A 14685-nucleotide genomic window follows, 5' to 3' on the forward strand; every position below is an offset into this window, starting at 1 on the left:
TGGTGTTTTGGGTCCTCAGTGCTGGCCTGATCGCGGCAAGCCCGCTCCTACAGGCCAGCGGCAACCCTGTACGAGCGGGCTTGCCCGCGATGAGGCCAGCCCGTTCAACGCACGTCCGGACACCTCACACTGTATCCACCTTCAACGAATGGTCATCCAGCATCCCGTTGATGATGGTCGCCGTGTCATGCCCCGCCGATACCACTCCCCCTGCCCCTGCCGACACCCCGTAATGCTGAGCCAGGTCTACGCCAGCCAAGTCGATGGTCTGTACCGGCGCAGCGCCCGCCACACTGCTGACCTCGATGGTCGAGACCACATCGGCCCCTGTGCCGCTGACCTTGAAGTGCAGGTAGTCGTCCAATGACGCGGCGGTGCCGTGTTCCCCCTGCAGCAGTTGCGACAGGTCGAGCTTATCGCTGCCCGGGGTGAAGTCGGTGACGGTGTCATGGCCAGTGTCGCCTTTCTGCCAGACGAACGTGTCGTTACCGTTGCCGCCGGTCATGCTGTCGTTGCCCGGCCCGCCGATCAGGATGTCGTTGCCACCCCCACCCTTGAGCACATCATTGCCCGCGCCGCCGTCGAGCACGTTGTCGGCGCTGTTGCCGATGAGGGTATCGCCGTAGTCCGAGCCGACCAGGTTGTGGATGCCGTTCAAGGTCTCCACACCGGCACCACCGGTGTCCTGCGCGCCTTCATGGCTCAGGTCGATTGTTACCGCGGCCTTGGCCTGTGCGTAGTTGGCAGTGTGGCCGTCGTGCTCATCGCCGGCAGGTGCAGGCGCCTGCAGCGAAGCGATGTCGACCGGGCTGGAAATGCCCGCAGCGGAGTGCTCACTGCCGCCATTGAGGTGCGGCGCCGCGGCCTGCGCATAGTCCACGACCAGGCTCAGCTTGTAGCTTTCGCCCGCCTTGCCCGCCCCCGTCGGGTCGCTGGCATGGATGCTGTACACCCCGTCATGGCTGGCGGTGAAGCTGCCACCGGCGGCAATGGGCTGGTAACCGCCACCGGCGTCCTTCCACTGCAGCGCCAGGTTGCCATCGTGCTGGTCGTGGTCGAGCTGCAGGGTCTCACCCTTGCGCAGGCTAACGTTGATCACCTCTTCGGCATTGCCTTGCGCCGCAGCCGCGCCTGTGGCGCCGAGGTAGCCGAGCACCACCAACGCTGCAGTCATGCTGCTGGCATCGAGGGTGAACGCGCCGCGATCGATCACCCGCTGCCCCTGCGCCCTGCCATAGCCGTCAGCACATTCGGACATCGAGCTGTCGTGCACATTGATGGTAATGGTCGCGGTGCTCTCGTCGCCGTCGCCATCGCGGAGGGTGTAGACGAACGTGTCGATGGCATCGCGCGGCGCAGCAACGTTCGGGTCGGAGTGGTAGACCGCGTTGCCCTGGGCATCCAGGGTGAGGTAGCCGAACTGGCCTGCCACATGGCTGCCCAGCTGGCCGATGGCCGAAGTGGAGGTGTCATGGCCGGCGCGCACGCCCACCACGTAGCCGCAGTCGGCGGGCAGATCGGCACCGATGGCGTCGTTGTACAGCACGTTGCCCCGCACCTCATCGCCTTTGCTGACACTCACGGTGTCGCAATGGGCCTGCGGTACGTCGTCGACGATGGTGATGTTGACTGTGCTAGTGGTCCAATTGCCCACCGTGTCCTCGACCCTGTAGGTGAAGGATTCGCTAACGGTAGTGGCGCCATCGTTGGCGTGGGGTTGCGAATTGGCTGGCGAGGTCAGCGTGTAGGTGTAGGAACCGTCTGCGTTCAGATGGATCTGGCCGTACTGGCCGACGGCGTGCCCGATCAAGGTGTAGGTCAGTGCCCCCACTCCACCCCCCACCTGCCCGACCAGGCTGCCTGAGGCGGTTTCCGCTGGCGAACCTGGGTCACTGCCGTTGACGCTACCGGCCGCCAGGTCATGGCCGTCCTTGTTGAGGTCCAGGGCTTTCTCGAACACGGTGACGCCGCCATCGCCGCATGGGTGCAGCGATTTGTCGTGCACGTTGATGGTCACGGTGGCGGTGCTTTCGTCGCCGTCGCCATCGCGCAGGGTGTAGACGAAGGTGTCGATCGCGTCGCGCGGCGCCACGGCATTGGGGTTGGCGTGGTACTCCGCGTTGCCCTGGGCATCGAGGGTCAGGTAGCCGTATTGGCCGTAGACGTGGCTGCCGAGCTGGCCAACCGCCGAACTGGAGGTGTCATGACCGGCGCGCACCCCGACCACGTAGGCGCCGTCGCCCAGCGTGTCGGCACCGACCACGTCGTTGTACATCACGTTGCCGCGCACGATGTCACCTTTGGCCACGCTGACAAAGTCGCAATGGGCCTGCGGGACGTCATCGACGACGGTGATCTTGACCGTGCTGGTGGTCCAGTTGCCCACCGTGTCCTCCACCCGGTAGGTGAAGGATTCGCTGACGGTATTGGCGCCGTCGTTGGCATGGGTTGGCGAATTCGCCGGCGAGGTCAGCGTGTAGGTATAGGAGCCGTCAGCGTTCAGGTGCAACTGGCCGAATTGGCCGACGGCATTGCCGACCAGGGTGTAGGTCAACGCCCCCACGCCACCAGCGACTTGCCCGACCAGGCTGCCGGACGCAGTCTCGCGGGTTGAGCTGGGGTCACTGCCAGTGACGCTGCCGGCCGCTAGGTCGTTGCCATCCTTGTACAGGTCCAGGGCGTTCTCGTACACCCACACGCCACCGTCACCGCACGGCTGCAGCGCCGGGTTGTGCACATTGATGGTGAGGGTCGTGGTGCTCTCGTCGCCATCGCCATCGCCATCGCGAATGGTGTAGACGAACGTGTCGAGCGCATCACGCGGTGCCACGGCATCCGGGTTGGAGTGGTACTGGGCATTGCCCTGGGCATCGATGGTCAGGTAACCATACTGGCCATGCACCTGGCTGTTGAGCTGGCCGATGGCAGACGTGGAGGTGTCACTGCCGGCGCGCACGCCGACCACGTACTGGCCGTCGCCACGGGTGTCGGCACCGACCACGTCGTTGTACATCACGTTGCCGCTTACCACGTCGCCCTTGTACACACTGACGAAGTCGCTGTTGGCGGTGGGCACGTCGTCGACGATGGTGATGACGATGGTGCTGGTGGTCGAATGGCCGGCGGAATCCTGCACCTGGTAGGTGAAGCTTTCCGTCAAGGTATTCGCGCCATCGTTGGCGTGGGTGGGCGAATTGGCGGGCGAGGTAAGCGTGTAAGTGTAGGAGCCATCTGCGTTCAGGTGGATCTGCCCGTATTGGCCTACAGCGTTGCCGACCAAGGTGTAGGTCAGCGCGCCAACGCCGCCGCTGGTGGAGCCGGCCAAGGTGCCGGCAGCTGTTTCCTGCGGCGAGCCGGGGTCGCTCCCCGTAACCGTGCCTGCCGCAAGATCGTTGCCGTCCTTTTGCAGGTCCAGGGCCTTCTCGTACACCGTCACATCGCGGTCCTCACAGGTCATCAGTGCACTGTGCACGTTGATGGTGAGGGTGGTGGTGCTTTCGTCGCCATCGGCATCGCGGACGGTGTAGACGAAGGTGTCGACGGCATCACGCGGCGAGGCAACGTTGGGGTTGGAGTGGTACTCGGCATTGCCGTAGGCATCGATGGTCAGGTAGCCAAACTGGCCATTGACCTGGGTGTTGAGCTGGCCGATGGCTGAGGTCGAAGTATCGCTGCCGGCGCGCACGCCGACCACATACTGGCCGTCGCCACGGGTGTCAGCACCGACCACGTCGTTGTACATGACGTTGCCACGCACCACATCGCCTTTGTCCACGCTGACGAAATCGCTGTTGGCGGTGGGTACGTCGTCGACGATGGTGATCACGATGGTATTGATGGCCGAATTGCCCAGCGAATCCTGCACCTGGTAGGTGAAGGTCTCGGTCACGGCATTCGCCCCATCGTTGGCATGGGTGGGCGAATTGGCGGGCGAGGTAAGCGTGTAGGTGTAGGAGCCATCCGCGTTCAGCTGGATCTGGCCGTATTGGCCTACGGCATTGCCCACCAGGGTAAAGGTCAACGCGCCCACCCCACCGACCGTAAGCGTGCCGGACGCCGTTTCGTGGGTCGAGCCAGGGTTGCTGCCGGTGACCGTGCCTGCCGCCAGGTCGCTACCGTCCTTGTGCAAGTCCAGCGCGTTTTCATACACGGTCACATCACGGTCAGCACAGACGATCAGACCGTTGTGCACATTGACGGTGAGGGTCGTGGTGCTTTCGTCACCGTCGGCGTCACGGATGGTGTAGACGAAGGTGTCGATGGCATCCCGGGAAGAGGCGATAGCGGGGTTGGAATGGTATTCCGCGTTGCCATAGGCATCGATGGTCAGGTAGCCGTACTGGCCGTTCACCTGCGTGTTGAGCTGGCCGATGGCCGAACTGGAGGTATCGCTGCCAGCACGCACACCCACCACATACTGGCCGTCGCCGCGGGTATCGGCGCCCACCACGTCGTTGTACATCACGTTGCCGCGCACCACGTCGCCTTTGAAGACGCTGACAAAATCGCTGTTGGCGGTGGGCACGTCGTCGACGACGGTTATGACGATGGTACTGGTGGTCGAATTGCCGAGGGAGTCCTGCACCTGGTAGGTGAAGGTTTCGGTCACGGTATTGGCGCCGTCATTGGCAGGGTTCGGGGAGTTCGCCGGCGAAGTCAGCGTATAGGTGTAGGAGCCGTCAGCGTTGAGCTGAATCTGGCCGTACTGGCCTACGGCATTTCCGACCAGTGTGTAGGTAAGCGCACCTACCCCGCCGCTGGCTGAGCCGACCAATGTACCGGATGTGGTTTCCTGGCTCGAACCCGGCTCGCTGCCTGTGACATTGCCGGCGGCCAGGTCGTTACCGTCCTTTTGCAGGTCCAGGGCTTTCTCGTAAACCGTAATGTCACGGTCTTCGCAGGCCATCAACGAATTGTGCACATTCACGGTTATGGTCGTGGTGCTTTCGTCGCCATCGGCGTCGCGAATGGTATAGACGAAGGTGTCTACAGCGTCCCGTGGAGAAACGACACTGGGGTTGGAGTGGTACTCAGCGTTGCCCTGGGCATCGATGATCAGGTAGCCGTACTGGCCGTTGACCTGGGTATTGAGCTGGCCGATAGCCGACGTGGAGGTATCGCTGCCGGCACGCACGCCGACCACGTGCTGGCCGTCGCCGCGTGTATCGGCACCGACCACGTCGTTGTACATCACATTGCCGTACACCACACCGCCTTTATCCACGGCGGTGTGATCGTCATGAGCCTGAGGCAGATCGTCGACTATGTTGACATCCAGGCTGCCGGTCGCGGTGCTGCCATCGACATCCTTGGCGATCACTTGGAAGTGCTCGCTCAGCGAGTTGCTGCCCGCGCCGTCGGCATGCTGCTCTGCCCCCGTCAGGGTGTAGCTGTAGCTCACCACGCCCGTCGCCGGGTCATACCCGGTCACGGTCAGGGTGTTGCCTTCAGGCGTGACAATCGACTGCGGGAAGCCCGCCACCACGCCACCGCTGACCACACTGATGCCACCCACGCTCAGGCTCTGCAAACCGTCTGGTGCGGTGACCTTGAAGGTGCCCTGCTGGGTCAGGGCGCCAGCATCGGGTGCGCTACCGTCCTGCAGGTTCTTTTCGTAGACCGTCAGCTCGCCGCCCTGCACGCCAAGGCCATCGAGCGAGACCGGGTCATTGAGGTTGGTCACGTTCAGCGTCAACGTCGCGCTGTTGGTGTCGCCGTCGGCGTCCTTGATGGTGTAGTTGAAACTCTCCACGCCCTGGCCGCCGCCACCCAGGTTCTTGAAGTCCGGGTCGCTGGTGTTCAGGGTGTAGGTGTAGGAACCGTCTGCGGCGAGCACCAAGGTACCGTAAGTACCGGTGAAGGTCCCGGCGATTACCGGGCCACCGGGCACACGGTCGGCGCCCTGTATGTCATTGCCCAGTACATTCCCGGTCAATTCGGTGTGCTGTTCGGTGGCGGCAACCGCATTGCTGTCATCCACAGCTTGGGGCACATCGTCCCGGATGGTCACATCCAGGCTGCCGGTCGCCGTGCTGCCATCGACATCCTTGGCGACCACTTGGAAGTGCTCGCTCAGCGAATTGCTGCCCGCGCCGTCGGCATGCTGCTCTGTCCCTGTCAGGGTGTAGCTGTAGCTCACCACGCCCGTCGCTGGGTCATACCCGGTCACGGTCAGGGTGTTGCCTTCAGACGTGACAATCGACTGCGGGAAGCCCGCCACCACGCCACCGCTGACTACACTGATGCCACCCACGCTCAGGCTTTGCAAACCGTCTGGTGCAGTGATCTTGAAGGTACCCTGCTGGGTCAGGGCGCCGGCATCGGGTGCGCTGCCGTCCTGCAGGTTTTTTTCGTAGACCGTCAGCTCGCCGCCCTGCACGCCAAGGCCATCGAGCGAGACCGGGTCATTGAGGTTGGTCACGTTCAGCGTCAACGTCGCGCTGCTGGTGTCGCCGTCGGCGTCCTTGATGGTGTAGTTGAAACTCTCCACGCCCTGGCCGCCGCCACCCAGGTTCTTGAAGTCCGGGTCGCTGGTGTTCAGCGTGTAGGTGTAGGAACCGTCTGCGGCAAGCACCAAGGTGCCGTAAGTACCGGTGAAGGTCCCGGCGATTACCGGGCCACCCGGCACACGGTCGGCGCCCTGTATGTCGTTGCCCAGTACATTCCCGGTCAGTGCGGTGTGCTGTTCGGTGGCCGCAACAGCGTTGCTGTCATCCACAGCTTGGGGCACATCGTCACGGATGGTCACATCCAGGCTGCCGGTCGCCGTGCTGCCATCGACATCCTTGGCGATCACTTGGAAGTGCTCGCTCAGCGAATTGCTGCCCGCGCCGTCGGCATGCTGCTCTGCACCCGTCAGGGTGTAGCTGTAGCTCACCACGCCCGTCGCCGGGTCATACCCGGTCACGGTCAGGGTGTTGCCTTCAGGCGTGACAATCGACTGCGGGAAGCCCGCCACCACGCCACCGCTGACCACACTGATGCCACCCACGCTCAGGCTCTGCAAACCGTCTGGTGCAGTGACCTTGAAGGTGCCCTGCTGGGTCAGGGCGCCGGCATCGGGTGCGCTGCCGTCCTGCAGGTTCTTTTCGTAGACCGTCAGCTCGCCACCCTGCACGCCAAGGCCATCGAGCGAGACGGGGTCGTTGAGGTTGGTCACGTTCAGCGTCAACGTCGCGCTGCTGGTGTCGCCGTCGGCGTCCTTGATGGTGTAGTTGAAACTCTCCACGCCCTGGCCGCCGCCACCCAGGTTCTTGAAGTCCGGGTCGCTGGTGTTCAGGGTGTAGGTGTAGGAACCGTCTGCAGCAAGCACCAAGGTGCCGTAAGTACCGGTGAAGGTCCCGGCGATTACCGGGCCACCGGGCACACGGTCGGCGCCCTGTATGTCATTGCCCAGTACATTCCCGGTCAGTGCGGTGTGCTGTTCGGTGGCCGCAACAGCGTTGCTGTCATCCACAGCTTGGGGCACATCGTCACGGATGGTCACATCCAGGCTGCCGGTCGCCGTGCTGCCATCGACATCCTTGGCGATCACTTGGAAGTGCTCGCTCAGCGAATTGCTGCCCGCGCCGTCGGCATGCTGCTCTGCACCCGTCAGGGTGTAGCTGTAGCTCACCACGCCCGTCGCCGGGTCATACCCGGTCACGGTCAGGGTGTTGCCTTCAGGCGTGACAATCGACTGCGGGAAGCCCGCCACCACGCCACCACTGATCACGCTGATGCCACCCACGCTCAGGCTTTGCAAACCGTCTGGTGCAGTGACCTTGAAGGTGCCCTGCTGGGTCAGGGCGCCGGCATCGGGTGCGCTGCCGTCCTGCAGGTTTTTCTCGTAGACCGTCAGCTCGCCACCCTGCACACCCAGGCCATCGAGCAAGACCGGGTCGTTGAGGTTGGTCACGTTCAGCGTCAACGTCGCGCTGCTGGTGTCGCCGTCGGCGTCCTTGATGGTGTAGTTGAAACTCTCCACGCCCTGGCCGCCGCCACCCAGGTTCTTGAAGTCCGGGTCGCTGGTGTTCAGCGTGTAGGTGTAGGAACCGTCTGCGGCGAGCACCAAGGTGCCGTAAGTACCGGTGAAGGTCCCGGCGATTACCGGGCCACCCGGCACACGGTCGGCGCCCTGTATGTCGTTGCCCAGTACATTCCCGGTCAGTGCGGTGTGCTGTTCGGTGGCGGCAACCGCATTGCTGTCATCCACGGCTTGGGGCACATCGTCACGGATGACCACGTCCAGCGACCCTTGGGCGACATCGCCGTCACTGTCGCTGACCAGTACCCGGAGATGTTCGCTCTGGGAGTTGTTGCCCGCGCCGTCGACGTGCTGCTCGGCACCGCTCAGGGTGTAGCTGTAGCTCACCACGCCCGTGGCAGGGTTATACCCGGTGATGGTCAGGGTGTTGCCCAGGCCTGTGGTTATCGATTGGCCAACACCGGTGACCACACCAGCCGTCACCACGTTGATGCCACCCACACTGAGGTTGTACACCCCGTCTGGCGCCAGCACGGTAAAGCTGCCTTGCTGGGTCAGGGCTGCGGGGTCGCTGGCCGAGCCCAGGGGCAGATTGGCCTCATCCAGCGTCAGCTCGCCAGGGCTCACGTCCAACCCGGAAAGCTCTACCGGGCGGTCTTCATCGATGGGCGTGACGGGTGGATTTGGCTGCTCCGGCGGACTGGGCGGCAAGCCCGCGTTGCCTGCGTTGTCAGCGCCAAATTCGTCACCCACATAGCGGTTGGCCAATTCAGGAATGCCATTGAAGCCAGCCGTGGGAAAGCCCACCACCGGGTCAACCCGATCCGCCACTTCGGTAAGCATCACAAAACTGTGGCCACCGCCCAGTGCCCCTGGCGCGCCGTTGCCACCATTACCAGCGGCAGGCGCTTCAGTGCTGACACTGGGGTCGTCGCCGGCGGCAATCGCCCGCTGAATACGCTCGACGTCGCTCAATTGCGCCTGGCTCGGCGCAACATCCTGCGTCTGAACGTGGGCTGGCTGGTTAGCCAAGAGTTCGTGGGTCATCACAAGGCTGCTATCGCGGCCGAGTGTCAGCTCGGCGCCGTTATCCAAGCGCACAGCCACGGCGCCAGCGACACCCGTTTGCAGCTGCTCGCCCGCGTACAGGCGGTCACCTTCGATCAGAAGACGCTGGCTGCCATCGCTGCCAACGGCGAATACCTGCCCCACCACCTTGCTGACCACACCGACTGACTTAGCCATGAGCGCACGCCTCCCTAACCGATTGGCTACACAGCCAACAACATGGCAGAGGGAGGTCAACGGCTTCGCGTTCGTCCGATTGTCTCAACCGTGAGCATCGTGCGCGAAGGTCACTGATTTGGCGATAGTAACAATGTGAATTTGCCATCAGTCGATGCCAAATTTTTGTCGCCAAATTCCGCTTTTACCTACCTACCCCACGTCCTTAGCCATAAAAACTCTGGAACTCTTTGCGATGCAGGAAACTCGCAGGCTACAGCGGCTTCCCAAATCACTTGGGTAAAACAATGTCTTGGTTTCGATAGAGCGCATAAGTTTTTTTTCGCATAGGGCTTATGAAAAAATCTTCTTAGCTCGCGCGCTAAATGTTCTTAGCTCTGTTGTTACAAACATGAAACGGTTTTAACTAAAAAAATCGTCATTTTTTTGGCGAATAGCAGGACCATTTTGAGATCAGGGAGAAGTACCCCATGCGCGTTTTCAACCCCATCACCAGTGCAATTCTGTTGGCCATGGCGTGCGCCAACGTTCAGGCGATGTCACTCACCGAGGCCGTCCAGAGCGCCGTGGACTACCACCCGGAAATAAGCTCCAACCGTAACAGCCGGTTATCCGCCGACGAGGACGTGAAATTCGCCCGTGGCGGCTACTACCCAACCGTCGACCTGGTAGCCGGGTACGGCAGGCAGCGTTCGGACAACCTCAACACCCGCGGCCTGAACCCTGACGGTACGCGCAACCACAACAAAGAAACCCTGAACTACACCCAGTCGGAGTTGCGTCTTCGGCAAATGATCTTCGATGGTTTCAACACCGCCAACGAAGTGGGGCGTACCGAGGCGGTAGCGACCTCCCGCGCCTACTACACACAGGCCGTCGCCCAAGATGTCGCCCTGCGCGCGATCGAGGTGTACCTGGAAGTGCTCAAACGCCGCGAGTTGGTGACCCTGGCAAAGAACAACCTGCAGGCGCACTTGCGCGTCAGCGACCAGATAGGCCTGCGTAGCGAGCGGGGCGTGGGCAGCACTGCCGACCTTGACCAATCCCGCGCACGCCGGGCTCTGGCAGAAAACAATCTGGACACCGCCGAGGTCGACCTGGCCGATGCCGAAGCCAATTTCTACAGCGTGGTCGGCCGCCTGCCGGATGAGCTGGAAGGCCCGCAATCGGTCAAGGTGCAAATGCCGGGCACGCTGGACGAGGCGCGCGAAGGCATGCGCCAGAACAACCCCTACCTGAAATCTGCCCAGGCCGACGTCAACGCCGCCGAGCAGCAGTACGAAGTGGCTAAATCACCGTTCTACCCGCGCCTGGACGCGGTGCTGGCCACCGGCGCCAACAACAACCTCGGTGGTGAAAAAGGCCACAGCAACAACGACTGGCAGGCCGGCGTAGAACTCACCTACAACCTGTTCCGCGGCGGCAGCGACAAGGCCCGCCTGCAGTCCGACGCTCACAAGATCAACCAGGCGCTGGACATCCGCAACAACGCGTTGCGCGAGCTGACCGAAAACCTCAGCCTGGCCTGGAACGCCATGAACAACGCGCGTAAGCAGACCCCTACCGCCCGCGAGTACGCAGAAACGACGCAGCGTGTGCGCGCCGCTTATCAGGACCAGTTCGGCCTGGGCCAACGCACCCTGCTCGATGTGCTCGACAGCGAGAATGAGCTCTACAACGCCAACCGTCGTTACACCGAGGTGCGTTACACCGAGGAGTACTCGATGTATCGGGTGCTGGCGACCATGGGTGAGCTGCTGAGCAAACAGCGTATTTCGCTGCCGCCGGAGGCCATTGCCAACAACGACGTACGCACCGAGGCCAGGTTGCCTGACATGCGTTGAGCCAGCCGCTCGCAACTGGCACGCAGTACCGCACCTCACCCCCTAACACCGTGGCGGGAGTAGTTCATCGTGACCAGTATGCAAAGCGCACAACCGCGCCCCGATATCGATGACCCGCTGCTCGATGGCCTGCTGATCCTATGCCACCTGCATGGTCGGCCGGCCAGCCGCGCCAGCCTGAGCAGTGGGCTGCCACTGTTCCAGCAACGCCTGGGGGCGGATTTGCTGCCACGCGCTGCGGCGCGTGCCGGTTTGCAAGGGCGTGTGTTGCAGCGTGAACTGGAGGCCATTTCGCCGCTCAACCTGCCGGTGCTGCTGTTGCTCAAAGACGGCCGCAGTGCCGTGCTGCAGCGCTGGGGCGAAGATGGCCGGGCGCTGATCCTGCCCTGCGAGGCTGAAGGCGGCGAACAATGGGTAGAGCGCGAGGCGCTGGAACAGGCCTACGCAGGCCACGCCCTGTTCGCACGCCCCCGTCATACCCTGGAGGAGGTCCGCTCGCCACTGCTACCGCGGGTCGAGGCCTGGTTCCGCGATACCTTGCGCCATTCCCGCTGGCTGTACGGCGATGCGTTGCTGGCCAGCCTGCTGATCAACCTGCTGGGCCTGATGGTGCCGCTGTTCGTGATGCAGACCTACGACCGCGTAGTACCCAACCAGGCTCTTTCGACCCTGTGGGTGCTGGTCGCTGGCCTGTTCATCGGCACCGCCTTCGAGCTGGTGCTGCGCATGGTCCGCGCCCACCTGCTGGACCAAGCCGGCAAGAAGACCGACCTGATCCTCTCCGCCGCCCTGTTCGAACGCATCACCGGCATGGCGATGAAGGCCAAACCTGCCAGCATCGGCGGCTTCGCCCAGAGCATCCACGACTTCCAGGGCCTGCGCGAATTCCTCACCGCAGTCACCCTGACCAGCATCATCGACCTGCCCTTCGTCGCCCTCATGCTACTGGTGATCGGCCTGCTGGGCGGCTGGCTGGTACTGATCCCGCTGATCGCCTTCCCGCTGGCGGTGGGCTTTGCCCTGCTCATTCAGGCACGCCTGCGCGACACCGTGCAAAAAAGCCTCAGCCTCGGTGCGGTACGCCAGGCATTGCTGATCGAAACCCTCGGTGGTCTGGAAACCCTCAAGGCCTGCGGCGCTCAGAGCGAGCGCCAGTACCAGTGGGAACACACCAATGGCGCCATCGCCCGGCTCGACGCCCACGCCCGCAACCTGTCGTCGCTGGCGAGCAACGGCACGCTGTTCATCCAACAGTTCTGCGGCATGGCCACCATCGTCGCCGGGGTGTACAGCATCATCGCGGGTAACCTCAGTGTCGGCGCCCTGGTCGCCAGCTACATGCTCGGTAGCCGAGTACTGGCACCGCTCGGCCAGATCGCAGGGCTGATCACCCGCTATCAGCAAGCGCAACTGACGATGCGCAGCACCGATGCCCTGATGGCCCTGCCGCAAGAACGCCAGGCCGAACAGCAAGCCCTGGAACACACCGCCCTCAAGGGCGGCCTGACCCTCAGCCATGTCAGCTTCCGTTACCCAGCACAGATCGGCCCGGCACTGCAGGATGTCAATGTGACCATCAAGCCAGGTGAGCGGATCGGCATCATTGGCCGCAGCGGCTCGGGCAAAAGCACCTTGGGCCGGCTACTGATGGGCTTTCATCACCCAGAGGAAGGCCAGGTGTTGCTGGACAACCTCGACCTGCGCCAACTGGACATCGCCGACCTGCGCAGCCAGCTTGGCTACGTGGCCCATGACCTGCCCCTGCTGGCCGGCAGCCTGCGTGACAACCTCACCCTCGGTGCCCGCCACGTGAGCGATGCGCGCATGCTCGAAGTGGCCGAGCTGACCGGCGTCAGCGAGCTGGCCCGCCAGCACCCGCAGGGTTTCGACCGCCCGGTGGGCGAACGCGGCCAGCTGCTCTCCGGCGGGCAGCGCCAGGCCGTGCTACTGGCCCGTGCGCTGCTGCTGGAGCCGCCCATCCTGATCCTCGACGAACCTACCAGCCACATGGACAACAGCAGTGAAGAGCAACTGCGCCAACGCCTGCTGAACTGGGTGCCTGGCAAGACCCTGCTGCTGGTCACCCACCGCACCTCGATGCTGAGCCTGGTGGACCGCCTGCTGGTGCTGGACAACGGCAAGATCGTCGCCGACGGACCCAAGGATGCGGTCATCGATGCCCTGCGCAAGGGCCGCATCGGCGCAGCTCTCTAGGAGGTTCACATGCTCATCGGCCACAGCGTGCGCAGCACCCACAGCAGCGCCGACAAGCGCACCGAACACGACTACATGCCAGAGCTGGCCAGCGCCACCCTGCAGGATTCCCCGCGCCTGTCGCGCCTGACCGTATGGCTGGCGGCGGCGCTACTGCTGGCGGCCGTGATCTGGGCAAGCCTGGCAGTGCTCGACGAGGTGACGGTCGGCGAAGGCAAGGCGATCCCTTCGAGCAAGGTGCAGGTGGTGCAGAACCTTGAAGGCGGCATCGTCACCGAGATCTTCGTGCGCGAAGGCCAGATGGTGGACAAAGGCGCCACCCTGCTGCGCCTGGACGACACGCGGTTCCAGTCCAACAAAGGCGAAAGCGAGGCTGACCGCTATGCCTTGACTGCCCAGGTCGAGCGCCTGTCAGCAGAAGCCGAAGGCCGGCCCTTCGTGCTGTCCGACGAGGTACGGGCCAAGGCGCCCCAGGTGGCCGAGGACGAGCTGTCGCTGTACGACTCGCGCCAGCGTCGCCTGGCCAGTGAAAAGCAAACCCTCAACGAGCAGTTGCGACAGAAGACCCAGGAATTGGCCGAGTTCCGTTCCAAGGTCGAGCAGTACCGCTCGGCGGTAGGCCTGCTGCAACAGGAATTGGACATGTCGGCCCCCCTGGTGAGCAAAGGTGCCATCTCACCGGTGGAAATCCTGCGGCTCAAGCAACGCACCGTGGAAGCTCGCGGCCAACTCAACGCCACCAACCTGGCCATCCCCCGTGCCGAGGCAGCCGTGGCTGAGATCAGGAGCAAGATCCAGGAATCAGAGGCCGGCTTTCGCTCCGACGCCGCCAAGGAGCTCAACGACAAACGCACGGAGCTGTCGAAGATCACCGCCACCAGCATCGCCATCGACGACCGGGTCAACCGCACCACCGTGGTGTCGCCGGTGCGAGGTATCGTCAAGATGCTCAAGGTCAACACCATTGGCGGCGTGGTGCAGCCGGGCAGCGACCTGGTGGAGATCGTGCCGATCGAGGACAACCTGCTGATCGAGGCGAAGGTGCGGCCACAGGACGTGGCGTTCCTGCACCCGGGGCAACCGGCGATGGTGAAGTTCAGTGCGTATGACTACACCATTTATGGCGGCATGAAGGCCAAGCTCGAGCTGATCGGTGCCGATACCGTGACCGATGACAAAGGCAATGCGTTTTACCTGATTCAGGTACGCACCGAGAAGAACCACCTGGGCGGCGACAACAAGCCGCTGCTGATCATCCCCGGGATGGTGGCCACGGTGGATATCATCACCGGGCAGAAGAGCGTGCTGGATTATCTGCTCAAGCCGGTGCTCAAAGCACGGACCGAGGCGTTGCGGGAGCGGTGAACCGGGAGCCTGGAACTCGGCAGACCTTAAGGTCTCCCACGCACAGCTGCC

The 14685-nt window shown here is 63.3% G+C and carries 4 protein-coding genes; 3 read left to right on the forward strand and 1 reads right to left on the reverse strand.

The window, feature by feature from the left end; genetic code table 11:
- Nucleotides 1-124: 124 nt before the first annotated feature.
- The gene (locus tag ABRP30_RS20720) at nt 125-9211 is read right to left on the reverse strand and encodes a retention module-containing protein (protein WP_349974630.1); all 9087 of its coding nucleotides are present in this window, start codon (nt 9209-9211) and stop codon (nt 125-127) included.
- A gap of 470 nt (nt 9212-9681) precedes the next feature.
- Between ABRP30_RS20720 and ABRP30_RS20725 the strand changes: the two genes are divergently transcribed.
- The 3 genes from ABRP30_RS20725 (at nt 9682) to ABRP30_RS20735 (ending at nt 14634) form a co-directional block, all read left to right on the forward strand.
- Nucleotides 9682-11055, forward strand: coding sequence for a TolC family outer membrane protein (locus ABRP30_RS20725; RefSeq protein WP_267817894.1), 1374 nt, complete (start codon nt 9682-9684; stop codon nt 11053-11055).
- A gap of 78 nt (nt 11056-11133) precedes the next feature.
- Nucleotides 11134-13269: a type I secretion system permease/ATPase gene (locus ABRP30_RS20730; protein WP_241804693.1), complete on the forward strand. Its 2136-nt coding sequence runs from the start codon at nt 11134-11136 to the stop codon at nt 13267-13269.
- 9 nt (nt 13270-13278) lie between these two features.
- The gene (locus ABRP30_RS20735) at nt 13279-14634 is read left to right on the forward strand and encodes an HlyD family type I secretion periplasmic adaptor subunit (RefSeq protein ID WP_349974631.1); all 1356 of its coding nucleotides are present in this window, start codon (nt 13279-13281) and stop codon (nt 14632-14634) included.
- Nucleotides 14635-14685 lie beyond the last annotated feature (51 nt).

The sequence above is a fragment of the Pseudomonas sp. WHRI 8519 genome (assembly GCF_040224055.2).
In the GTDB taxonomy this organism is placed as follows: Bacteria; Pseudomonadota; Gammaproteobacteria; order Pseudomonadales; family Pseudomonadaceae; genus Aquipseudomonas; species Aquipseudomonas putida_X.

Bases quoted from the DNA above. Each gene is read 5' to 3' on its own strand.
- ABRP30_RS20720 (WP_349974630.1), bottom strand. From the start codon at position 9,211: ATGGCTAAGTCAGTCGGTGTGGTCAGCAAGGTGGTGGGGCAGGTATTC.
- ABRP30_RS20730 (WP_241804693.1), top strand. From the start codon at position 11,134: ATGCAAAGCGCACAACCGCGCCCCGATATCGATGACCCGCTGCTCGAT.
- ABRP30_RS20725 (WP_267817894.1), top strand. From the start codon at position 9,682: ATGCGCGTTTTCAACCCCATCACCAGTGCAATTCTGTTGGCCATGGCG.
- ABRP30_RS20735 (WP_349974631.1), top strand. From the start codon at position 13,279: ATGCTCATCGGCCACAGCGTGCGCAGCACCCACAGCAGCGCCGACAAG.